Origin of the sequence: Chloracidobacterium sp. (assembly GCA_016715795.1) — a bacterium.
GTDB lineage: Bacteria > Acidobacteriota > Blastocatellia > Pyrinomonadales > Pyrinomonadaceae > OLB17.
Genome location: JADJXP010000001.1, coordinates 380,087 through 403,206, shown reverse-complemented (window position 1 = coordinate 403,206; position 23,120 = coordinate 380,087). Strand labels below are relative to the sequence as shown.

23 protein-coding genes and 1 pseudogene are annotated in these 23,120 nt (G+C 56.2%); 15 read left to right on the top strand and 9 right to left on the bottom strand.

Annotated elements, in window-relative coordinates; translation table 11 throughout:
* Positions 1–2,103 carry a carboxypeptidase regulatory-like domain-containing protein gene (locus IPM59_01870; GenBank protein MBK9214341.1) on the bottom strand — a complete coding sequence of 701 codons (2,103 nt, stop codon included), beginning with the start codon at positions 2,101–2,103 and terminating at the stop codon, positions 1–3.
* 472 nt (positions 2,104–2,575) lie between these two features.
* Here IPM59_01870 and pilB point away from each other — a divergent pair, with 472 nt between their 5' ends.
* The 4 genes from pilB (at position 2,576) to IPM59_01850 (ending at position 7,791) form a co-directional block, all read left to right on the top strand.
* Positions 2,576–4,414, top strand: a complete 1,839-nt coding sequence (gene pilB / locus IPM59_01865) for a type IV-A pilus assembly ATPase PilB (GenBank protein ID MBK9214340.1) — start codon at positions 2,576–2,578, stop codon at positions 4,412–4,414.
* A gap of 16 nt (positions 4,415–4,430) precedes the next feature.
* Entirely contained in the window at positions 4,431–5,237 is an 807-nt protein-coding gene (locus tag IPM59_01860; GenBank protein ID MBK9214339.1) for a hypothetical protein, read from the top strand.
* 27 nt (positions 5,238–5,264) lie between these two features.
* Complete coding sequence (locus IPM59_01855) at positions 5,265–6,470, top strand: type IV pilus twitching motility protein PilT (protein MBK9214338.1); 1,206 nt, start codon at positions 5,265–5,267, stop codon at positions 6,468–6,470.
* A gap of 88 nt (positions 6,471–6,558) precedes the next feature.
* On the top strand, positions 6,559–7,791 hold the full coding sequence (locus IPM59_01850) for a type II secretion system F family protein (GenBank protein MBK9214337.1): 1,233 nt from the start codon (positions 6,559–6,561) through the stop codon (positions 7,789–7,791).
* A 282-nt stretch (positions 7,792–8,073) separates the two neighbouring features.
* Here the strand turns inward: IPM59_01850 and IPM59_01845 are convergent, their stop codons facing one another.
* The 3 genes from IPM59_01845 to IPM59_01835 all read right to left on the bottom strand — a co-directional run bounded on the left by IPM59_01845 (position 8,074) and on the right by IPM59_01835 (position 9,995).
* Positions 8,074–8,670 carry a riboflavin synthase gene (locus IPM59_01845; protein MBK9214336.1) on the bottom strand — a complete coding sequence of 199 codons (597 nt, stop codon included), beginning with the start codon at positions 8,668–8,670 and terminating at the stop codon, positions 8,074–8,076.
* Positions 8,671–8,681: 11 nt separating this feature from the next.
* Positions 8,682–8,975, bottom strand: coding sequence for a TM2 domain-containing protein (locus IPM59_01840; protein ID MBK9214335.1), 294 nt, complete (start codon positions 8,973–8,975; stop codon positions 8,682–8,684).
* Between the two features lie 189 nt (positions 8,976–9,164).
* The gene (locus IPM59_01835) at positions 9,165–9,995 is read right to left on the bottom strand and encodes a neutral zinc metallopeptidase (protein MBK9214334.1); all 831 of its coding nucleotides are present in this window, start codon (positions 9,993–9,995) and stop codon (positions 9,165–9,167) included.
* A gap of 189 nt (positions 9,996–10,184) precedes the next feature.
* Between IPM59_01835 and IPM59_01830 the strand changes: the two genes are divergently transcribed.
* Both IPM59_01830 and IPM59_01825 read left to right on the top strand, forming a co-directional pair.
* A complete protein-coding gene (locus IPM59_01830; protein MBK9214333.1) occupies positions 10,185–10,460 on the top strand; it encodes an integration host factor subunit beta in 276 nt (91 codons plus the stop codon).
* Between the two features lie 75 nt (positions 10,461–10,535).
* A complete protein-coding gene (locus tag IPM59_01825) occupies positions 10,536–11,561 on the top strand; it encodes a site-2 protease family protein (GenBank protein ID MBK9214332.1) in 1,026 nt (341 codons plus the stop codon).
* Positions 11,562–11,635: 74 nt separating this feature from the next.
* On the opposite strand, the gene IPM59_01820 is transcribed toward IPM59_01825, so the two are convergent.
* From IPM59_01820 to IPM59_01800, 5 genes are read right to left on the bottom strand one after another with little or no spacing between them, the layout of a single operon-like run.
* The gene (locus tag IPM59_01820) at positions 11,636–12,613 is read right to left on the bottom strand and encodes a hypothetical protein (GenBank protein ID MBK9214331.1); all 978 of its coding nucleotides are present in this window, start codon (positions 12,611–12,613) and stop codon (positions 11,636–11,638) included.
* Between the two features lie 14 nt (positions 12,614–12,627).
* Complete coding sequence (locus IPM59_01815; GenBank protein ID MBK9214330.1) at positions 12,628–13,893, bottom strand: MFS transporter; 1,266 nt, start codon at positions 13,891–13,893, stop codon at positions 12,628–12,630.
* Between the two features lie 10 nt (positions 13,894–13,903).
* Complete coding sequence (locus IPM59_01810) at positions 13,904–14,167, bottom strand: hypothetical protein (protein MBK9214329.1); 264 nt, start codon at positions 14,165–14,167, stop codon at positions 13,904–13,906.
* Positions 14,164–14,355 (bottom strand): DNA gyrase inhibitor YacG, encoded by a 192-nt coding sequence (locus tag IPM59_01805; protein MBK9214328.1) that lies wholly within the window; start codon positions 14,353–14,355, stop codon positions 14,164–14,166. Before IPM59_01805 ends, IPM59_01810 begins: the two co-directional genes overlap by 4 nt.
* A 19-nt stretch (positions 14,356–14,374) precedes the next feature.
* On the bottom strand, positions 14,375–15,787 hold the full coding sequence (locus IPM59_01800; protein MBK9214327.1) for a M48 family metalloprotease: 1,413 nt from the start codon (positions 15,785–15,787) through the stop codon (positions 14,375–14,377).
* Between the two features lie 194 nt (positions 15,788–15,981).
* On the opposite strand from IPM59_01800, the gene IPM59_01795 reads away from it, so the two are divergent.
* The 9 genes and pseudogenes from IPM59_01795 (at position 15,982) to lon (ending at position 22,999) form a co-directional block, all read left to right on the top strand.
* The gene (locus IPM59_01795) at positions 15,982–16,602 is read left to right on the top strand and encodes a DUF47 domain-containing protein (protein MBK9214326.1); all 621 of its coding nucleotides are present in this window, start codon (positions 15,982–15,984) and stop codon (positions 16,600–16,602) included.
* A gap of 10 nt (positions 16,603–16,612) precedes the next feature.
* Positions 16,613–17,689: an inorganic phosphate transporter gene (locus IPM59_01790; protein ID MBK9214325.1), complete on the top strand. Its 1,077-nt coding sequence runs from the start codon at positions 16,613–16,615 to the stop codon at positions 17,687–17,689.
* Positions 17,690–17,784: 95 nt separating this feature from the next.
* Positions 17,785–18,034, top strand: a pseudogene (nadA, locus tag IPM59_01785) (quinolinate synthase NadA).
* The gene (locus IPM59_01780) at positions 18,031–18,240 is read left to right on the top strand and encodes a 2-oxoisovalerate dehydrogenase (protein ID MBK9214324.1); all 210 of its coding nucleotides are present in this window, start codon (positions 18,031–18,033) and stop codon (positions 18,238–18,240) included. The pseudogene nadA (IPM59_01785) and the gene IPM59_01780 overlap by 4 nt, the downstream one beginning before the upstream one ends.
* Positions 18,237–18,479 (top strand): type II toxin-antitoxin system HicA family toxin, encoded by a 243-nt coding sequence (locus tag IPM59_01775; GenBank protein ID MBK9214323.1) that lies wholly within the window; start codon positions 18,237–18,239, stop codon positions 18,477–18,479. Before IPM59_01780 ends, IPM59_01775 begins: the two co-directional genes overlap by 4 nt.
* 5 nt (positions 18,480–18,484) lie before the next feature.
* Positions 18,485–19,600 (top strand): quinolinate synthase NadA, encoded by a 1,116-nt coding sequence (gene nadA / locus IPM59_01770; protein MBK9214322.1) that lies wholly within the window; start codon positions 18,485–18,487, stop codon positions 19,598–19,600.
* Between the two features lie 109 nt (positions 19,601–19,709).
* Positions 19,710–20,177 (top strand): CBS domain-containing protein, encoded by a 468-nt coding sequence (locus IPM59_01765; protein MBK9214321.1) that lies wholly within the window; start codon positions 19,710–19,712, stop codon positions 20,175–20,177.
* Positions 20,178–20,537 (top strand): Hsp20/alpha crystallin family protein, encoded by a 360-nt coding sequence (locus IPM59_01760; protein MBK9214320.1) that lies wholly within the window; start codon positions 20,178–20,180, stop codon positions 20,535–20,537.
* Positions 20,537–22,999: an endopeptidase La gene (lon, locus tag IPM59_01755; protein ID MBK9214319.1), complete on the top strand. Its 2,463-nt coding sequence runs from the start codon at positions 20,537–20,539 to the stop codon at positions 22,997–22,999. The genes IPM59_01760 and lon overlap by 1 nt, the downstream gene beginning before the upstream one ends.
* The last annotated feature ends 121 nt before the right edge of the window (positions 23,000–23,120 follow it).

Below are 23,120 nucleotides of genomic sequence, written 5' to 3'. Positions count from 1 at the left end.
TCAGAAGATCAATTTCAACTGGCTGAATACCGAATATTGCGGCTTGCTTGGGTTCACTACGGTGCCAGTACAAAAGTTCGGGACGGGGCAATTTGCCGCGCGGTTCGTATAGATGTCGCGAAAGCCCTTTCCCGCCAAGAACATACTGCCGCCGAACGTGAACGTGACATTATTGATAAGGAACGGCCGATATATCACGCCGAGGCTGAGGTCATAGCCGATCTCTTTGCGTATGTTCGGTTGGAGAAGAACGTATTCCAGCGGTTCTGTCCGATGAAACCGCAGATAGTTTGCGTTAAAGACCGTCTTCAGTGTCTGGGTCAACTCGGCATCGACGCCCGCGTTGTAGATAAATATCCCGGGATTGACGAAGTTAGCCTGTCCCTCGGTCTTGCTTGATCGCAGCGTCGGCAGCAGGCTGTTCGGCTGGACCAGGCCGATCTCCGTCGAGACGAGCCTGATGCCCTGGCGGTTCCAGTATGAGAACTGCCCACCGGCAAAATTCGGATCATCCAATATGGCGTCAAAGCCGGTGGCCCGATCGTCCGTCGGGTCACTGTCGCCCGACGCGAAAAATGCCGAAAGCTTGAACCGCAGCCAATCGCGATCAAGCGATGCTTCAAGTGCAGCCATATGGGCCCGGACATCCACCTTGCGGCCGGCGATCGGATTAAAGTCGTCCTCGCCAAAGGCGAAATAGTAATGATTTGATAGGTTTAGCAGGCCGATATGGCCGTCACCATTGAACCCGATATATCCGGCCTTTATATTATGTTGTCGAGCGCTCCCCACAAGGGCCGGCCGCACGAGAAAGCCGTTAGTGTCGTAATGAATGTCGCCACGGTCGTCGTTGTAGGCACCGATCAGTTCGACCGTATAACCCTTCGTTAAGAAGTCCTGACGGAACAGGTTTCCGATAAATACGTTCTGTTTGCGAAATTCGAACGCATTCAGGTTGCTGTTAGTGTCTTTTTCGAGCTGATGAAACCAGGCGGCGTTGAACTGATACCTGTTGTTACCGAAACCGCCGAAGATGCGGGCGCCGAGGTTGTTATCAGTAAATAGGAACCCGCGAAAGTCGGCATTGAATGGCTGTATGCCGGCCCTGATCGACACGAAATCATAATTCTTGTTGGTGTCGGCGATCTTGACCTCGCCAAATGCCTCTTCGAGCGAGACGTGGAAATCGGTCCGCGTCGTGCCGCGGCGAACATCGATATTGACGATGCCGTTTTCCCGGGCATTCAGATAGGTTGGCACGCTGAAGGTTGGCGATATTTTGATGGCCCATGTGCGGGGCCTGAATACAGTCTGGCCCTTGAATAGCTCAACGGAGACTTGGACCGTCTGGTTGAAAGAGAAACTCTCAGGCCGTCCGAAAAAGTTGTTGCTGTTAGGGTTGGCCGAACTAACGTTGTTGCCAGATGGCGTCCGCCGCTGCTCGACCGCGGTAGTGCTGACGGCAGAGAGGATGAAGAAGATATCATCGCCGATTATCGGCTTGTCGCCCTTCAGTTTGTTCTGGTCGTAAGGGTTGTACCATTTGCCGCGGCGAAATGGGATGTCACGCCCGCGCGCTCCCTTATCGCCATAACGGTCGTACTCCGGAAACTCAAACCGCCAACGGTCACGCGCCTCGCGGCGGTCGGGTTTTATGTATTCCTTCGCGGCATCGGATCTATCCGCTGCATCGGCCGATGGATCGACGACCGCGAAATCGATCTTTCTGTCGCCGTTGTCGATTATGACATTCTCAAGTGTCCGGCAGGCCTTCTTTGACTCGTCACAGATGATGTTTGCAAAGACGCCATATTCGCCCGCTTTCCCGCGATCAAACCTAGCTTCGTATGGTCGGCCTGTCGCGATTCGATAGGCGCCGGACCTGAGCCTAAATGTGTAGGTGCCGTTCTTGTCAGTCCTTCTTGTTATGACGAAAGAGGTGGTCTGATTGGTGACAATGACGGTTACACCCGGCATCGGCTTTCCGTCCTTATCCAGCACCTTGCCCGAGAGCCGTCCGCCGATGCTCTGTGAATAGATAGCAACGGCTGCGATAGCTACAATCGCCAATGTGCCTGCAAGCCTCAGAGAACTCGACCGCATAATGCGTTATTGCAAACCAAATATTACGGAATTCGTTGCCTGCGTTTGTAACACATATCGTCGCCAAAGACAACTTTTTGATCTGTGTGAGACGAAAGGACAGTGTTCTTATTCCGTGGGGCGGCTATTAGTGTCATGCATTGCGATTGCGAAAGGATTATGAAAGTAGCTATTAGCCAATAGCTACCTTCTCAAGTGACTGCATCGGATATGATCCAGAGGACAATAGCCGGCGAAAGATCTGTCTAAGGCTGTGAGATCATTCGGTCATTCTGCTTTATTTCGCGTTTGTTCTCGAACGAGGACCACCAAAACAATCAATTGACATTATTGAATTTAACATTGTATTATGAAGTGTCAACGATGTTGAACGCATCGTTCACCTTGAGTCTCTTCTGTCATTTTGACCCGAAAGCGACGCCCTTCCGAGGGCTCCTTGTCCCTCGGGCTTCCTGGAGAATAACGAAACTAGATGTCAGCAAAGCTTGGAGAGATCCTCGTCCGCGAGAACCTGATTACGTCGGAGCAGCTCAAGGAGACGCTTGAGTACCAGCGTGCTAATGGCGGGCGTTTGGGGTCAAATCTCGTAAAACTCGGCTACATTTCAGACGACGTCGTGACAGCCGTCCTGTCGCGACAATATGGTGTTCCGTCTATCAACCTTGACCTATTTCAGATCGAGAGCGAGGTGATAAAGCTCATCAGCGAAGACGTCGCCATCAAGTATACCGTCCTGCCGATCTCGAAGGTCGGAGCGACGCTGACATTGGCGATGGCCGACCCGACGAATGTCTTTGCGATGGACGATATCAAGTTCATGACAGGGCTGAATGTCGAGCCGGTGATCGCATCCGAGACATCGATCCAACTTGCGATAGCCAAATATTACAGCGGGTCCGTCGAGATCGACATCTTTGATGCTGCCTTTGCGATCGAAGCGGAGAAGGCTGCGACGAACGGCAGTAACGGGCTTCATTTGAATGGCGGCGCGGCCGTTGGAACAGGTGACAAGTTGAATGCGGCGGATCTGGATGTCTCGCTAGATCGATTCCAGTTCGATCATCACGAAGGTGAGGATTTTGAGCTTGTCGAAGAGAACGAGGAGATCGATCTGGCGGCACTTGCTCGCGCCAGTGAAGATGCACCTGTTGTCCGGCTGGTAAACGTCCTGCTTGTTGACAGTCTTCGCCGCGGAGCGTCGGACATTCACGTCGAGCCGTACGAGAAAGATTTCCGCATTCGGTTTCGCATTGACGGCGTGCTTTACGACGTGATGCATCCTCCGCTTAAGATCCGCGATCCGCTTATCTCGCGTCTGAAGATCATGTCGAAGCTCGACATCTCAGAAAAGCGATTGCCGCAGGACGGACGCATCAAGATCAAGGTCAAGGTCGATAATCGTTCGCGCGAACTCGATTTTCGCGTTTCGACCTTGCCTACGCTCTTTGGCGAGAAGGTCGTGCTTCGCTTGCTCGATAAGGACAAGCTGATGCTCGACATGACCAAGCTCGGTTTTGAGCCGGAGAGCCTCGAAAAATTCAAAAGGGCGATCGCGAATCCCTACGGAATGGTGCTCGTGACCGGGCCGACCGGTTCGGGTAAGACCAACACGCTCTACTCGGCCCTGCAGTCGCTGAATACGTCTGAGACCAACATCATGACGGCCGAGGACCCGGTCGAGTTCAACCTGCAGGGCATCAACCAGGTGCAAATGAAGGAGCAGATCGGGCTGAACTTTGCTGCGGCACTTCGCTCATTCCTTCGTCAGGACCCGAATATCGTCCTGGTCGGCGAGATCCGAGATTTTGAGACGGCCGAGATAGCGATCAAGGCCGCTTTGACGGGCCACCTTGTGCTCTCTACGCTCCACACGAATGATGCACCATCGACGGTCTCGCGTCTCGTTAACATGGGCATCGAGCCGTTCCTCGTTGCCACATCGGTCAACATTATTCAGGCCCAGCGGCTGATACGCCGGATCTGCGGCGAATGCAAAGAGGACTACCACGTGCCGGTCGACGGTTTGATCGAGATCGGTTTCACAAAGGACGAGGCGGCCTCGCTAAAGCTGTACAAAGGCCGAGGTTGTGCGACCTGTAACAATACTGGATTCAAAGGCCGAGTTGGCCTATACGAAGTTATGGAGATCACGGACGAACTCCGCGAACTCATTATCATTGGCGCAAGCGCAATGGAATTACGGAGAAAAGCGATAGAACTCGGGATGATAACGCTTCGCGAATCGGGCCTGTGCAAGATTCGCGAGGGCATCACGACCATTGAGGAGGTCGTAAAGGAAACCGTCCTATAGGAAGTCTGGAGGAAATATGTTGTTCAGGGCAATCGCATTATCATTGGCACTCCTGATCGGCGGAGCGACGATCATTCCGCTCGCGACCGAGTTAGCTGAGGCCGGCCAGCGCAAGCCGAAGAAGAAAAAGAGGTACTGGCGCGGCGTCAAGAAGTATTCCAAACGCTGGTGGCAGCTTTATCGGGCCCAGGAGCGGAGAAAAAAGCTCCGGGCAAAGAGGAGGCGCGCGTTGCGTTTGCGGCAGCTTCGTTTGGCCAAGGCCCGATCGACGCAGCCGTCGCGCACACGGGATTCATGGCGTTCGACTGGAACCAAGGTGTACAAACCCGACGCTTCGCCCCAAACTGTCCTGCCGTCGGGCGACCCGGCACCGGCGGGATGGCGTCAGGCGACCGTTTCACCGACGGAGCTTCAGTTTCGCGTTGACAATTCGTCCGGAGCTCAGGTCGGTTCGGCATCTATCTCGGTTGTCGGCCCGGCCCTGATGCCAGGCGAATACAATCGAAAGTCCGTCGGGGGCGTTGCCACTTCGGCGCTAAGGCGTGATGTGATCGACCGCATGATCCGCGAGAATGGGTGGGTCGTCAATGACTATCAGAAGGACATCGCCGGACAATCGGTTTACGTCGTCGTAGCGCAATCGCAGGCTCGCAACGGCCAGGTACAGTCGCGTATGTTCTATTTCACCGAGGTTGAAGGCAAGATCTACACCGTTGCAACCAATTCGCCGATGCAGGAGGCAGAACGTCTGGCCGACGAATCGGAAAAGGTGATCAACTCTCTCAAATCACGTGTCCGCTCGACCCAGCGGGCGTCTAACTAACTCGAGACCTCTCCCACTCTATATCGTATGAACCACGAACCATCAGCCGCTGATTCCGGTATCACACTGCCGGACCTCCTTCGGAAAATGACCGAGATGGGCGGATCGGACCTGCACCTCTCTACAAACTCCGCCCCTCAGGTGCGTGTCCACGGCCATCTCTCACCTCTGCCCGGCTACGCGGCGCTGACACCGTCCGACACGAAACGACTCGCATACTCCGTGCTTACGGACGCTCAGAAGCACCGCTTCGAGGAAAACCTCGAGCTCGACTTCTCGTTCGGCCTGAAGGGAATGTCGCGATTCCGTGCCAATCTTTTTAATCAGAAGGGTGCGGTCGGTGCGGTTTTTCGCGCAATACCGTACGAGATCAAGACGTTTGACGCATTGGGCCTGCCGCCGATCATAAGCGACCTATGCAAGAAGCCTCGAGGGCTGATCCTGGTTACGGGCCCGACAGGTTCGGGTAAATCGACCACTCTTGCGTCGATGGTGGACAAGATCAATATTGACCGTCACGACCACATCCTGACGATCGAGGACCCGATCGAATTCCTGCATAATCACAAGAACTGCGTCGTAAATCAACGTGAGGTGGCGGCTGACACGCATTCGTTCGGTGCGGCCCTGAGAACGGCTCTCCGACAGGATCCTGACGTGGTGCTAGTTGGCGAAATGCGTGACCTTGAGACGATCGAGATGGCGCTTCGCATCGCGGAAACCGGCCACTTGACGTTTGCGACGCTGCACACGAATTCGGCTTACTCGACGATCAATCGAATCATCGACGTTTTTCCGGCCGAGCAGCAGGCACAGGTGCGGACGCAGCTTTCGCTCGTGCTCGAAGGCATCATGTGCCAGTCCCTGTTGCCAAAGGCCTCGGGCGATGGCCGGTGCATGGCGCTGGAAATTCTGGTCCCGAATTCCGCCATCCGTAATCTCATCCGCGAGGACAAGATCCACCAGATCTACTCAATGATGCAGACCGGTCAGGACAAGTTTGGGATGCAGACCTTTAACCAGTCGCTCGCGACGCTCTATCACAAGCGGCAGATCACGCTCGAAGTGGCTATGCAGCGTTCGTCGAATCCGGACGAACTAAAAGAGCTGATCGAACGCGGCAGCGGGCTGAATGATGCCTACGGCGGCCGCGTCAGGCCCAATGCCCCACACACCGCCGGCAGCCCGTATGCACAGGGCCGCCCGATAGGTGAACGTCCGCCGGTGCGATAAATGGAGAACGGAGAATTGAAAATGGAAGATAGACCACCATTCATAAATTCTCGCCTCTCGATTCTCAAATCTCAATTCGGAGTCAACCATGCCAACATTTGTTTTTAAGGGAAGAAATCGGCTCAACGAACTCATCGCGGGCGAACGCGATGCGGCAAGTCAGGACGAGCTGCGAGCGCTGCTCAGACGCGAGCAGATCATCGTCACGCAAGCGTCAGAGAAGGGCCGCGAGATATCGATACCGAAACTCGGCCGCCGTAAGAAGGTCAAGGCTAAGGAACTCGCGGTTTTTACGCGGCAATTCTCGGTCATGATCGACGCCGGACTGCCTCTGGTGCAGTGTCTCGACATCCTCGCCGAGCAGCAGTTGAACGCATTCTTCAAGGACGTTTTACGGCAGGTTCGGCAGAATGTGGAAGAAGGTTCGACGCTCTACGCAGCGCTCGAACGCCATCCAAAAGTCTTCGACAATCTCTACACTCACATGGTCGAAGCCGGCGAAACCGGCGGTGTCCTTGACCTGATCCTGCAGCGCCTCGCGACCTTGATCGAAAAGGTCGTGAAGCTCAAGCGCAGCATCGTCTCGGCATCGATCTATCCGGCTGCTGTTGTTGCGGTCGCCATAGGTGCGATCGCCGTGATCATGATCGTGGTGATCCCGCAGTTTGAGCAGATCTTTCTCGGCCTTCTGGGCCCGGGCGAAGCCCTGCCGCTGCCGACCCGTATCGTGATGGCGATAAGCGGATTTCTCGCAGGTTGGGGCGGCTTGGCGACACTTGTCTTCCTGATCGCCGCTGGTGTCGGATTGCGTTTCTATTATAGGACGCCAAAGGGCCGGTGGCAGATCGACAAACTCCTGCTCAAGCTGCCGATATTCGGGCCGATCATCCGAAAGATCGCTGTCGCTCGGTTCTCACGCATCCTGTCAACACTGCTTTCATCGGGCGTTCCGATTCTACAATCGCTCGATATCACCGCCAAGACTGCGGGCAACGTGCTGGTCGAGGATGCGATCCTCAAGGTCCGCGCCGGCGTTGAACGGGGCGAGAACTTTGTCGATCCGCTCAAGGCCACCGATGTGTTTCCGCACATGGTCGGCCAGATGGTCGGCGTCGGCGAACAGACCGGCGCACTCGACGCGATGCTCAGCAAGATCGCCGATTTCTATGAAGATGAGGTCGATACGGCCATCGCCGACCTGCTCGCCATGATCGAGCCGGTCCTGATCGCCTTCCTCGGCGTCACGATCGGATCGATAGTCATATCAATGTACCTGCCGCTCTTCACCCTGATCGGAAAACTCTCAGGCGGAGCGAAGTAGAATCGTCAGTATCGACCAATAAGGGTCTCCTCCGGGGCACCCTTTTTGCCTTCAGTCATTTTGCCCCAACTACGTGAAACGCTAATCGTAGCCGGATAAGCGCTGATATAAGGACATTAGAACTGTTCCCTTTCATCCGCTTCAAGTTCGTACACAGCACACGCAGGCAGAGGTGCCCGCGGTCCGATCCGTTGGCGCGGGAACCGCGGGGGTCGTCCATCCCGCATTCTCTTGTCGGTTTATATCCGCGCGATTGGCGGCTGAGCCTCCGAGATCCGGTCGCTACCGCTCCCGGTTCTGAATGAGGCGCTCGACGTATTTGGCGATGATGTCGGTTTCGAGATTCACAGGGTCGCCGGGCGTTAATGATGCGAGATTCGTCGCGGTCCATGTTTTAGGGACGACGGCGATGTCAAAATGTTCGTCGGAGAGGGCGGCGATAGTGAGGGAGATGCCTTCGACGGCGACGGAGCCCTTTTCGACAAAGTAGCGGCCCAGGTCGGCCGGGAAGCCGATCTTGACCGTCAGAAAATCACCCTCGGGCGTGGCCGATATGAATGTTCCGCGGCCGTCGACGTGGCCCTGGACGATGTGGCCGCCGAATCGCGTGGTCGGCAGCATCGCGCGTTCCAGATTGACGGGCGAACCTGCCTTAAGGTCTCCGAGTGTTGTTCGATCTAAAGTCTCGGGCGAGATATCGGTTGAAAAGAAACTGGATGATACATCGACGGCGGTCAGGCAGACGCCGTTGACGGCGATTGAATCGCCATTCGCGAGATCGCTTGTGACGATGCTTGCGGCGATTTGCAAACGGGCGCCGGCCGGCAACAGTGTGAGTGATGCTACCGAGCCTAGTTCTTCAATGATGCCGGTGAACAATGCTCGTTAACCTAGAACCATGGCTTCTTGTTTTGAACGTAGGTGCGGACGAATTCCTCGTCAGATTTTGTAAGGTACATGATGCCTTCGATCAGGCCAATGACCCCGACCGCCACGGGAATAAACACGCCGACACCGCATGTGATAAACGTGATCACGAGGCCGATGAGATAGGCCGACAGCATTATGATGCCTTCGTTCTGATAACCGAGGATGAATTTATGGACGCCGAATCCGCCGAGCAACAGGCCGCAGATACCGGCGGCGATCTTCTTATCGGCCCCGGGCAGTTTCTGTCCCGGCATCTGCTGGAGAGGCATACCGATCTGCGGCAGCACTGTGCCGCAGTTTGAGCACATGCCGGTTCCGGCCATGTTCTGTGATCTGCAGTTAGGACAAGTAATGTATTGTGTTGCCATACGGCCTCCTGTATGAACTGAATGCAGTTTACATCATCCGAGATCGTTCGTGATAGATCATCTGCAAATGACCGATCACCTGAAAGTCTCGCACTGTCGCATGTTGCCGGACTGTGCGCCGCGGGTGAACCATTCGATCCGCTGTTTGGACGAGCCATGTGTGAACGAATCGGGGACGACAAAGCCCTGCGTGCGTTTCTGGATCATGTCATCACCAACGGCAGCGGCGGCGCGGATCGCCTCTTCGGCGTCGCCGGTTTCGAGGCGGTTTTGCTTGGCGGCGAAATTTGCCCATACACCGGCGTAGCAGTCGGCCTGCAATTCGAGAGCGACGGATAAGCGATTATTCTGGCCGGCGCTCTGGACGCGGTCCATGATACCGGTGAGGTTCTGGATATGGTGGCCAAATTCATGGGCTATCACGTATGCCTGCGCAAAATCGCCCGGGGCCTTGAACTCTCGCTTCAACTCATTAAAGAACTCGAAATCGAGATACAGGTTGTAGTCGCCAGGACAGTAGAACGGGCCGCTCGCCGCCGTAGCGAAACCGCACGCGGACGACACCTGACCTGAGAACAGGACTAGCTTCGGGTCCTGATAGCGGACGCGCGGGTTCTGTTCAGGCAGAGTGCGCCGCCAGCCGTCTTCGAGATTGCCCATGATGGCGCCGACAAACTGCCGCTGTTCGTCCTGCGTCACGGCCTTGTTCGCCGCCTGGCCGGGCGGTGGAACGTCCCCGCCGGCCGGGCCGCTCTGATTGAGGAACTGGCTCGGGTCACCACCGCACAGATAGATCGCAAGGGCGATGACAAGAACACCGAGGCCGCCCCCGCCGATCATCGCCGGCCCGCCGAGGCCGCGTCGGTCCTCTACATTTGTACTCTGCCGCTGATCTCTCCAACGCATAGGTTCGTGTTCCCGCTAACGCATTTTATTAAGCGATTCTAGCACCGTTCAGTGTTGGCGGCTAAGGAAAATCCTACTAGTTGATGCATTTGAGATAACTTCTTGACAGATACGAATTTAGAGGACTATTATTCATAGCACGCTTTACTTAGGTTTTCTCACCTCAGTTTCCGACCGACAGGAGGAAGTATGATCAAACTGGATATCGTCAATCTGGTCGCAGACCGGACGGGCGTGCCCAAGCAGAAGGCCGAGCAGGTTGTGGATTCGCTCTTTGAGGCGATGAAGGAGGCCCTGGCCAATGGAAATAGGATCGAGCTGCGCGGCTTTGGTGTTTTTGTCGTAAAGGCGCGCAAGCGCGGCGTCGGGCGAAATCCACGCACCGGCACGGAAGTGCCTATCCCGGCGGGCAAGACCATTAGGTTCAAGCCCGGCAAGGAGCTTTCGGCCAAGACCGTAGGATAAGCTGATCACAGTATTCTTGCATCGCAGAAGCGCGAGGTTGCGGGCAACCTTGTGGTTCTGCGATTCTTTGCTTAGATGACCGAATCAGAATCTCTCGACGCTCTCTATCGTGACCGTCCCGTCCTAAAACCCACAAAGCGCGCCTACGCAAGGCACTTGCTGTTGCTGCTAGTCACGCTCTGCACGGCGACCGTGGCGGGAACGATGTTCCCGTTCGGTGCGATCGATATGTTCCCGACGGACGATCCGCAGACGGCGTCTGAATTCTTGAGTTTCCTGGCGTCGCTGCCGGTCAGGTATTTTGTGATGATCGGGACGACCGTCAAGATGATCCTCAGCCATTGGGAGCTATTGAGATACGGCCTAAGCTTCTCGCTCTCGCTGTTGTTTATCCTGATCAGCCATGAAATGGGCCATTATGTCGCGTGCCGCATCTATCGCGTAGATGCGACGCTGCCGTTCTTTATCCCGACGCCGCCGATGCTTGGGCCGGCCGGTACCTTCGGAGCGTTCATCAAAATACTCTCGCCAATGCCGTCGAGGCGGGCTGTATTTGATATCGGCGTGGCCGGGCCGATCGCCGGATTTGCGGCGCTGATACCGATCGCATTGATCGGGCTGGCAACTATGCAAACGATTCCGCCCGAACAACTCGTTGACCGCCAGGGGATCCTGACATTCACGGATCCGCTGTTGATGCGGTTGCTGGCAGTATTTTTTGGTATCGACCTGCAGTTTGGGATGGGCAATGCGTTCTACTTCGCCGCATGGGTTGGCCTGTTGGTGACGGCCCTGAACCTGATACCGTCAGGCCAACTAGACGGCGGCCATGCGATCTACGCCGTGTTCGGCGAGAGGGTGCATTACTGGACAGGCCGGATCGCATTCGTCGTGATGGCGACGTTGTCTGTTCTCGGGTTCTACTTCTTTAGCAGCCCCAGCGGCTTTTTGATAGCCGTGATCTTAGCCGTGATGATGCGAATCCGTCACCCGCAGCCGTGGGACATGACACCGCTTGACGCAAAAAGGAAGGCCGTAGCCCTCCTTACGCTGGTGATCTTTGCCCTCTGTTTTGTGCCGTTTCCCATACAAATCAATTAACCGCAAAGAGGCGCAGGAAGCACAAGAGCCAGAATCCTATTTGTGCTTTTGGGCCTTTTTGCGGCTATTCTTCGTTACCCCGGTGAAGGCAACAGGCCCTTGATCTCTGTCACCATCCGTTCGACGTCCTCGTCGCCGTCGAGGGCGATCATAAAGAAATCGTAGCTCGTCTTGAAGCAGACCATGCCGTTGCCAAAAAACCATACGCCCTCGAGCAGCGGATTGCCGCCGATTATGCTGCCGATGGGAAAGCCCGTGACGCTGCCCGCATCAAAGATGTTGGTCATCATGACCGCACCCGAGGCGAATGAGAACGCGCCCAGCAGCGGCGCGCCGACGCGTTTTGCGATGTCGCGTTCGAACGCAATACGTTCGGCGTCGGCCTGATTGAGGGCTCCTTTGTCGATAAGCTCTTCACGACGTTTGAGATAGCCATCGAAACTCTCGGCGAGTTTCTTTACCGTGAATGTCGGTATGGCCGAATTGAGCAGCCAGTGCGAAGTGAGGCCCGTAAAGATGACTCCAAGCCCTGCCCCGATCGCCATTGAAACACCTGTCGTGGCAGCCCGCAGCGGATCTTCGCGTGTCCAGTCGACGGCTTTCTTTGCTGATCTCAAGCCTGAGTCGAGCGTCGTCGAGATACTCGAGCCAAAGCCGACGACCCTTGCCACGCGTTTGGCATTGGTGCTGACGGTGTCCGCAGCGTCGCCGACAAAGTCTGTAGCTTTTTCAGCCGTATCGACGACCACACCGCCGGCCTTTGAGCCTACGTCGGTTGCGGCCTCACGGACCGGTTCGCTGGCATTCCAGGCCGTTTTTGCAGCCTCGCCGGCGAGACTTGCAGCGTCCTCAGTGACCTTTACCGCACGGCGGCCGATATCGCTTTTCTCAGCTTCAGTCTTGATGTAATCGGCTCCGGTCTTTGCGGCGTCGACGAGCGTTTTTGCTCCACCCTCGATCTTTTCTTTAATGCCGTATTGCGAATCGATCTCATCGAGCTTTTCGCTCGCCTTTTTTGTCCAACTGCTAAATGTTTCTTTCAGGTCGCCCATACACTTTCCTTTTATCACAAAAGTGATGTATCGGATACGGTTTTATCGACGTGAATGTTCGGCGGACGAACCGTCAGCAGTAGAAGTATTGCGAGGATCGAGACTGACGCGCTGGTGAGAAACGCAGTTGTCGGGCCAAGCTGCGTCCAGACCAGGCCAAACAAAAGCGATGCCGGAAAGACCGTGATCCCAAACGCCAAATTATACAGCCCATAGGCCGTACCGCGCTGTGAATCTGGCACCATATCGGCGACGAAAGCCTTTTCGACGCCCTCGGTCATTCCGAAATAGGCGCCGTAAATAATGAACAGCACCCATGCCTGCCACGCGTTGCTGACAAATGCGAATCCGGCATAGACGGCCGCGTAAACGAGCCAACCACCGACGATGAGCGTCTTTCGGCCAACCTTATCAGAGAGGTCACCGCCGACCAAAGAAAAAACGACCTTGCTGATGTGAAGGGCCATCCAGAGCAGCGGCAGCACGACGGGCGAGATGCCCGCGTCGGCAGCGCGGAGCAACAGGAAAGCGTCCGTAGAATTCGAGAGTGTAAAAAGTGCGATGACGATAAGGAACCGTTTGAAGTTGCTGTCAAAGCCGGTGAGCGACAGTTTCGGCGGCTCGGCATCCGCGGGCGGGTGGTGCGGCTTCTCCTTGACAAAGAAAATGACGATCAGCAGGCCGATAACCACGGGGACAGACGCGAACAGGAAGACCCATTGATATTCGGCGATCGTCGGGCTTTGCGAATTCGCAGCAAAGAGCCAAAGGAGGACAAAGCCGACTACGGGGCCAATAACCGCGCCGAGGTGGTCAGCTGCTCGATTAAACCCGAACGCAAATCCTCGCTCTCTCGCATCAACGCTCTCAGCGATCAGCGCATCGCGCGGTGCGCCGCGGATGCCCTTGCCAACGCGGTCCGTCATCCTCACACCAAGGACCTGAGTCCATGTTGTGACGAAGCCGAGTGCGGGCCGTGTAACGGCCGCCAGAGCATAGCCAGCGAGGACAGGCAGTTTGCGCCGACCGCTGCGGTCGCTGAGCCAGCCCGAGATGAGCTTGAGGAGGCTCGCGATAGATTCTGCAAAGCCCTCGATCATGCCTATGGCGAACGGGGATGCTCCCAACGATAGGGCGAGGAACGCCGGCAGCAGCGGGTAGATGATCTCACTCGATACATCGTTCAGCAGGGCGACCGAGCTCAGCGCAACGACATTACGTGGAAGTGAAAAGTAGCGACGCCAGACGGCGGGCTTTCGGACTGTCCGTTCGGCAGCCATGCTATCGATGTCAGCGGGTGCGCACGCGGGGCGGTGGCCCCGGACGCGGGCGTTCTGAGCTTAAATATCCGAGATACGTCAAGCCAAGGCTGCCCGCGGCCGCGACGATGAGGATCGCACCAACGACAATGAGTCGGACGGCCATCTTGACGGATCTGCGGAGAAAGAAGAACACAAAGGCGGCGACGGCCGTCGCGACGAGAAAAAGGACGACACCGGCTGCCGCACCGATCAGGCCGCTGACCGGAGCCATATCTAAAAGGAACAGGGTCATCGCAGATCGGGCTCCATTTCCTCCATCTCTACTCCGGTGATGCCTGACGACTCGCCGGGCATGGTGTACTGCTCATCCGCCCACGCACCAAAATCGAGCAGCTTACACCGCTCGGAGCAGAATGGGCGATGTTCGTTGCCCTGAAACTCGGTTTCGGTGCCGCATTGCGGACATCTTACGACCGGCATGAGTCAGAGACTAACACAGCTATTGGTTCTGATCGTAAAGCCGCAGCGAACCCAGCATGTTGCGAAATGCATAGTTGTAGTTGTCAGATTCATCCTCGGGGGCCACCGTTGTCGCGTAGACGATCAGGTCACCGCTGAACCTTGCAACAAAGATATTAACGATCTCCGTTCGTCCGGTGATGGGCGAACGGCCTGCGAGCGTTGCCATATAGCCCGGGCGTCCCGCGACCGTAGTGCGCGAGTACCGGCTGCGAACACGCAGGTATGAATTTGCCTGGAGAACGTCATTCAAGTAGCTGTCAGCGCCTACATCAAAGCTGTATTCATCGCCTTTATAGAGGCCGATCATTGCACCATGCGTTATGCCGCTGTCGCCGTAGGCGCCGTCAGGTGCAAACTGAACACTGTCGCCGCCCGTGAAATCGCGCCAGTTGCCCGGGACGCTGACGCGCATCCAGTTCAGGCTCGTGTATTGTCGCGTTCGACCGGACGGATACGGAACATTCTGCCGGTAACGTCCGCCTGCGGTCGGGTTCGGTGTTCCTTGGCCCTGAGATTCCTTCTCGATCTGTGCCATCGTCTTGGCAGGCGGCATGGCGCGCAGGCGTGACTGTATTTGCGTGAATCCGGGCGAAAATCGCGGCGGCGCAGGGCCGATCCGTAAGCTCTCGGCCATCCGATTTATCTTCTCGAATCGATTGCCCGGATCGGGATGGCTTGAGAGCCACTCTGGTGCGCCGCCCTTGTTCTCGGCCGCGATGGTTCGGAATACGTTCGCCAGGTCGCGTGGGTCATAGCCGGCCTCGGCCATGATCTGCGCTCCCAGTTGGTCGGCCTGCGTCTCATATTCTCGGCTATATTTCGTCATCCATGCCGTCGCACCTAACATGCCGAGTTGGGCGCCGGCCTCGCCGGCGAGGACTGCACCGCCGAGCACCATACCCAGCATTCCAAGCTGATTCTTCCAACTGCTCTGTTTCGTTGCCTGGGCCGTCGCATGGCGAAGGGCGACGTGGCTGATCTCGTGCGCCATGACGCCGGCCATCTCGCCTTCACTGCGGGCCTTTTCGATCATTCCGCGATTCACGTACATCGGGCCGCCGGGCAGGGCAAAAGCGTTGAGGTCACTCGCATTCACGATCCTAAATCGGTAGACAAATTCAGACCTTCGGAACTGGATCGGCATCTTCTGCACCAGCCTGCTTCCGACTCGCGACACATAGTCAGTGGCTTCACGATCGTTCACAAAAGGAAGCTTGGCCTCGATCTCGCGGGCTGCATCATTACCGAGTTTTATGTCGTCTGAGACCTTGTACTTATTCTTGGGTGGCTTGATGTCAGAGACCTGTGCCGTTGCTGCCACAGGTACGAGCAATATCGTGACAGCCAAGGCACCTGCCGCAAACTGTCTCCCGATGAACGATCTCTTCATGTTTTCCTCCGTGATAGTTTGGTCGATTATAAGGCGTGCCGAGGCCGGTTGCTAGGATGAGGCGCCCATAAGCGCCGGTTTGCCCTAAAAAGTCCGTATTATTTTCATTACCTTTGGCGCGATTAGACAAATGTTCGTGTGGTCTACTATATTTGTCTTTCATCTCGATATCCTGTTACCGGAGACCATAGAACATGGGATTTAGCTTACTTCCGCGCGAGGACCAGTATTTCAGCCTTTTTATTCAAATGGCTGAGAAGATACAGGAGGCTTCAAGCGCTCTGCTGGACATGCTCGAAGGCCCGTCGGGCGAATACGAGACCGCTTCAAAACGTATCAAGAGCGTCGAGCATGAGTGCGACGAGTTGACCCATACGATCACGACCCGACTGAACAAGTCATTCATTACGCCATTCGATCGAGAAGATATCTACACATTATCAGTGGCCCTCGATGATGTCTGCGATTATATCGATGCGGCGGCGCGGGCGGCTGTGATCTACAACGTGCGGGAGGTCAACGAACACATTATTGACCTCGCCCGCGTTATTACCAAACAGGCGCATGAGATACAGTCCGCGGTCGTCCTGCTCAAGGACGGCAAAGGCATGAGCCGCCATCTGCTCGAGATACAGCGGTTGGAGAATGATGCGGATGAGGTCTACTTCAAGTCTATCGGTGAACTGTTTAAGAACCCGGGCGATCCTCTGACGATCATCAAACTCAAAGAGCTTTACGAGATACTCGAGAACGCCACGGACAGGTGCGAGAGCGTCGCGAACATCATTGAGTCGATAGTCCTGAAACACAACTAATCAGTAATCAGTGGATACCCAAACCGCCTCACTTGCCCTCGTCGTTGTCATCATTCTCGTCGCGCTCGCATTTGACTATGTGAACGGCTTTCACGACGCTGCGAATTCGATCGCGACCGTCGTGGCAACGAGGGTTCTCAGTCCGGGCGCGGCGGTCGCGATGGCCGCATTCTTCAACTTCATCGCAGTCGTCGTTTTTGGAACGGCGGTTGCCAAGACCGTTGGCGGCGACATGGTCAATATCACGGTGATCCCGGCCGGTGACCAGCTTTTTGTGCTGCTTGCGGGCGTGATAGGCGCGATCATCTGGAACCTGATCACCTGGTATCTCGGATTGCCCACGTCAAGCTCGCACGCGTTGGTAGGCGCGTATGCCGGCGCGGCGATCGTCTCCTACGGCTGGCACTTCGGCTTTGGGAGCGCGCAGATGGTGCTCAAGGCAGAAGGCTGGATCAAGACGCTCATCTTTATCGTCTGCTCGCCGCTGATCGGTATGCTGCTGGGCTTTACGCTGATGGTGCTGGTTTACTGGATATTCCATCGCGTATCGGTCAATCGCGTTGACCGCATCTTTCGCTTTGGCCAGCTTTTTTCGGCTGCGGCATACTCGCTCGGCCATGGCGGCAATGACGCGCAAAAGACGATGGGCATCATCACCATTGCCCTCGTCGCCGGAGGCTTTCTTCAGCTAACGCCCGCGGGTAAGTTGCCTGATGTGCCCTTATGGGTCGAGGTCGCGGCCTGCGCGGCGATAGCTCTCGGAACGCTGTCAGGCGGTTGGCGCATCGTCAAAACTATGGGCACAAAGATCGTCAAACTTCAGCCGGTGGGCGGCTTCTGCGCTGAAACGGCAGGTGCGATAACGCTCTTTGGCGCAACTGCCTTTGGCATTCCGGTATCGACCACGCATACGATCACCGGCTCGATCGTCGGCGTCGGCTCGGCAAAGCGTTTCTCCGCTGTCAAATGGGGCGTCGCCGGCCGCATCGTCTGGGCCTGGGTCCTGACGATCCCAGCCGCCGCCGCCATTGCCGCCCTCTCTTACGCGATCATCCTGCTGATCGAGAAGATAGCGGGCGTGGCCTGAGTACGACAAGGGTTGCGCATACTCCACCAAAGTGACATCATTTTTTTAATGTTAACGGTTGTCGAACAGGCGAGAACGCTCGAGGTTTCGTCGTAATGAGCGATGCGGAGATTGAGGAGAGCATCGAGTCCGCACGCGAGGCCTTGGGACGGCGCGTGGTGATCTTGGGACACCATTATCAGCGTGATGACGTTGTTCGGCATGCAGACCTGACGGGCGACAGTTTTCAAATTGTCGGTGATGGCATCGCGGACGGATGCGGGCGGCCTTTCGGTATGCTCGGGGCGGGAAACTGAATTCGAGCAGAAGAAGGCGTATAATCAGGTCTGGAGCTGCGGCTTATGAATGAGATCATTTTCCTTGTAGAGAATGCGGTCGAGGGCGGCTACATTGCGCGTGCATTGGGCCAGTCGATCTTTACCGAGGGCGACGATATCGAGCAGCTTCGAGTGAATATTCGAGATGCGGTCGATTGCCACTTTGACGAGGGCGACGAAAGACCCAAGGTGATAAGGCTGCACTTTGTAAGCGAAGAAGTAATGGCAGCATGAGGATCCCGCGCGACGTTTCGGGGGGTGAACTGGTCAAGGCTCTCAAGGTTCTCGGCTATGTACAGACGCGTCAAACCGGGAGCCACATCCGGCTAACTACTTCAGAAAATGGGACCCACCACATAACCGTTCCGTATCATCAACCACTAAGGATTGGCACGTTGGCATCGATCCTCGACGACATAGCTGCCCATCATAAAATGAGCCGGAGCGAGCTGCTGTTGCTTCTCGATCTATGAGTACTATGCATACAGACGTCCTGGAACAAGTCAGAGCCCTCGAGGACTTCCTCGTGATGTCGGATGAGGCTATTGCCGAATCTATTGAGGCGGCGCGCGAGGCGTTGGGGCCGCGGGTAGTTATTCTGGGGCATCATTACCAGCGTGACGATGTGGTGAGGCATGCCGACCTGACGGGCGATAGTTATCAATTGTCGGTGATGGCTTCGCAAACCGATGCGGACTACATTGTCTTTTGCGGTGTCCATTTTATGGCCGAGTCGGCCGATGTGCTCGGCAAGGCGTCGCAGCGGGTGATCCTGCCTGATATGGGTGCGGGCTGTTCGATGGCTGATATGGCGTCGGTAGATCAGGTCGAGGACGCCTGGGAACAGCTTGGCGAGATCGGCGTTTTGGACCAGCGAGTCGCTCCGATTACCTATATGAACTCGACAGCAGCGATAAAGGCCTTTTGCGGCCGGAACGAGGGCGTCGTCTGCACGTCGTCAAATGCGATCCCGCTATTCGATATCTATCTGAAAGAGTTTGACAAGATGTTCTTTTTCCCCGACCAGCACCTGGGCCGCAATACGGGAGCGAACTTTGGGATACCGCTCGATCAGATGGTGCTGTGGAATCCGCATCAGGAACTTGGCGGCAATACGGCAGAGCAGCTGCGTGAGGCGAAGCTGATACTATGGCGCGGACATTGTTCGGTCCATGGCCGCTTTAAGGATTGGCATGTCGATAAGGTCCGCGACGAGGTGCCGGGCGTAAAGGTGCTGGTGCATCCTGAATGCACTCGCGAGGTCGTCGAAAAAAGCGATCTTAACGGATCGACATCGTTCATCATCAAGACCGTTGAGAATTCACCGTCCGGCTCAAAGTGGGCCATCGGGACTGAGGTAAATCTCGTCAATAGGTTGGCAAAGCGCTTTCCGGACAAGGAGATCCATTTGCTCGCCCCCGACCTCTGCATGTGCGCAACGATGTATCGTATCGCCCCGCAAAACCTGGCATGGGCGTTGGACAACCTGGCGAACGGCGTTGTCGTCAATGAGATCATCGTTGACGACGAGACGAAGCACTACGCCCGCATCGCGCTCGACCGGATGATCTCGATGACCGAAAGGAATAATTAACCACGGATAAACACAGATGGACACAGAATGAAGAATTATTCTGTGCATCTGTGTTTATCCGTGGTTAGAACTTCTTGCTTTATTTATGGTGGTCGAACAGAATGAAAGCATGACCGAGACCGGTAGTCCTGTCGTTTCGCGGCTGCGATGCAGCGAAATCATGACGACGAGTGTTCATACGGCGGGGCCTCAGGCGACGTTGAGCGAGGTTGCGGCCATCATGCGCAGCGGCGATGTAGGGGCTGTCCCGATCATTGATGAAGGCCGTCTGATAGGAATCGTTACTGACCGAGACATGGTTGTAAGGGCGATTGCCGACGGCATCTCTGGCAACGCTCCGATCTCGCAGGTGATGACGAAAGAACTGTTTACTGCCGGCCCGGACGATTTTGCGTTTGAGGCAATTCGGCTGATGGGCAACAAACAGGTCAGGCGTATACCGGTGGTGGCGTCCGACGGCTCACTGGCCGGGATCATTGCGGTGGCGGACGTTGCTCTGAGCATGGAAGACGAAGGAGAGATCGCGGCGACGCTCGGCGATATATCGAGCGGAGCAGCATTCTGGGGAAAACGTTAATTGGCCAGATCGTTCAATCGGCAATTCCAGTTTGTCGGCTCGTCAAAAGACGTGCGCAGCGGCCAACTATGGTATCCGGCGGCGGACGTCTTTCAGACGCCGGACGGCTGGGTCGTAAAGGTTGAGTTGGCAGGCGTTTCGGCAGAGGATATCGAGATCGATATACAGGGCAACGTCCTGTATATCGCAGGCTGCCGGCGAGACCGCAGCTGCGCCGCGGGTGTTTCCTATCAGCAGATGGAGATAACCTACAGCAATTTTGAGAAGACGCTCAGGTTTCCGGCTGCGATCGACAATGCGAGGGTCGAGCATGAGTTCGAGAATGGACTCTTGATCATAACGCTCAAGAAGGGTGAGTAATGGCGGACGAAGTACAGGAACAGGCCTTCAAGACGCAGGAAATAAAGTTGCCGGAGCAGCTTGAGATCGCGGTGCTGCCCCTGCAGAATACGACGCTTTTCCCCGACACGGTCGTGCCGCTCGCTGTTGGCCGGGAACGTTCGACCAAGGCCGTTGAATCCTCGCTTGCGACCGAAGAGAAGCTGCTCGCCTGCATTACGACAAAGTCCGAGAATGTGACCGGTGACGACGCAAAGCCGTCAGACATCTACACGGTCGGGACACTCGTCAACATCAAGCGGATGATGCGCACAGACGATGTGATGCAGCTCATAGTTCAAGGGATGCGCCGCTTTGAGGTTATCGAGTGGACGGCCGAACAGCCGTACTTAAAGGCGAAGATCCTCGTGCTTGAAGAGCTGCGGCGCGTCGATGAGGAAGAGATCGAGGCCCTCAAGCGCAACATTCACGGGATGATCCAGGAGGCCCTGGCACTGCTCCCGCAGGTTCCGCCTGAGATCCGCGTCGCCGTTACCTCACAGGAAGATCCTGTTCAACTTTCATATTTTCTCGCCTCTGTTCTTGATCTCGGAACTGAGACAGAGCAGAAGATGCTTGAATCCTCGACCGTTGACGGGCTGCTGACGCTTACACACGCCGCCTTGGCGCGCGAGCTTGAGATCATGCAGATCCGTTCAAAGATCGCCAACGAAGCCCAGCACGAAATGGACAAGTCGCAGCGCGATTATGTGCTGCGGCAGCAAATGAAGGCGATCCAAAAAGAGCTTGGCGAGGACGAATCCGGTGAACAGGCCGAGGCGGGCCAACTGCGGACACGGCTCGAGGAGGCCGATCTGCCGGATGATGTGCGTAAAGAGGCCGAACGCGAACTAAAGCGCATGGAGGCATTGCCGCAAGCCGCTCCCGATTATCATGTGATCCGCACATATCTCGAGTACATCCTCGAATTGCCGTGGCGTAAGTCAGGTCAGGAAAAGCTTGATCTTAAGGAGGCCCGAAAAGTGCTCGATGAGGATCACTACGGCCTCGAAGATATAAAGGAACGCATTCTGGAATCGCTTGCCGTCGTTAAGCTTCGTCCGGACAGTAAAAGTCCGATACTGCTCTTCGTCGGCCCGCCGGGCGTTGGCAAGACGTCGCTGGGGCGCTCGATCGCTCGAGCGCTGGGTAGGGAGTTTGATCGGCTAAGCCTCGGCGGGATGCGCGATGAGGCTGAACTTCGCGGCCATCGACGGACCTACATCGGAGCGATGCCGGGCCGCATTATTCAGAGCCTTCGGCGCGTGGGCGTCAACAATCCCGTAATGATGCTGGACGAGATAGACAAGCTCGGTGCGGATTTTCGCGGCGATCCGGCGTCGGCATTGCTTGAGATATTAGATCCGGCGCAGAACAATACATTTCGCGATAACTATCTCGACCTGCCGTTTGACCTTTCCAAGGTCTTCTTTATCGCAACGGCCAATCAACTCGGCCCGATTCCGATGCCGCTTCGCGATCGGATGGAGATCATCCAGCTTGCGGGCTATAGCGACCGTGAAAAGTTGAATATTGCCAAGCAGTATCTCGTGCCGAGACAGATCGAGGAGAATGGCCTGACGAAGGACCAACTGGCCATCACCGATGACGCTATCAATTTATTGTCCACGCGATACACGCGTGAGGCCGGCGTCAGGCAGCTTGAGCGCTCGATAGGCAATCTCGCCCGAAAGGTGGCATTAAAGGTCGCCGAAGGCTCGACGGAGAATGTCACGATATCTGCCGAAGAGGTCCGCGGCTATCTCGGTCCGCCAAAAGTATTCCCTGAGGAAGCCCGAAAAGAACTGCCGCCGGGCGTTGCCACGGGGATGGCATGGACGGAGATGGGCGGCGAGGTACTCTTTATCGAGGCCACAATGCTTCCGGGCAGCGGCGGCCTCACGCTTACCGGCCAACTTGGCGAGGTCATGAAAGAATCGGCGCAGGCGGCACGCAGCTACCTGTGGTCACACGCGGCCGAATTCGATCTCGATGCCGAGATGATCAAGAACAATGGTGTCCACCTGCACGTGCCGGCCGGAGCGATCCCAAAGGATGGCCCGTCGGCGGGCGTGACCATGGCGACGGCAATGGCATCGCTCTATACCGGGCGCAAGGTCCGCTCGGACACGGCGATGACCGGTGAGATAACGCTGTCGGGGCTTGTGTTTCCCGTGGGCGGTATTAAGGAAAAAGTGTTGGCGGCGCACCGGGCCGGGATCCGGAGGATCATATTGCCGATCCGTAATGAGGCGGACACGGACGATATTCCCGAGGACGTGAAAAAGGAACTTGAACTCGTGTTTGCCGCATGGATCAGTGACGTACTTAAGGCCGCGCTCGAACCCATAGGTTCCGAGTCGGTCAAAGAGCGTGAGCACGCTGCAGCTCGCGAGGAAGGGCCTGGCCGGTCACCGGGCCAGCCACCATTGGCGAAGGCTTGATCTCGTTGGACCAGTAGGCGCATAGATTTTACTCGCGCGCCGATTGACAGCCGCGATTCTTTGGGACTATACTTCCACCATCTTTTTGTCCTGTTCAGTAAGACGTTTGAAATAGAGTAGT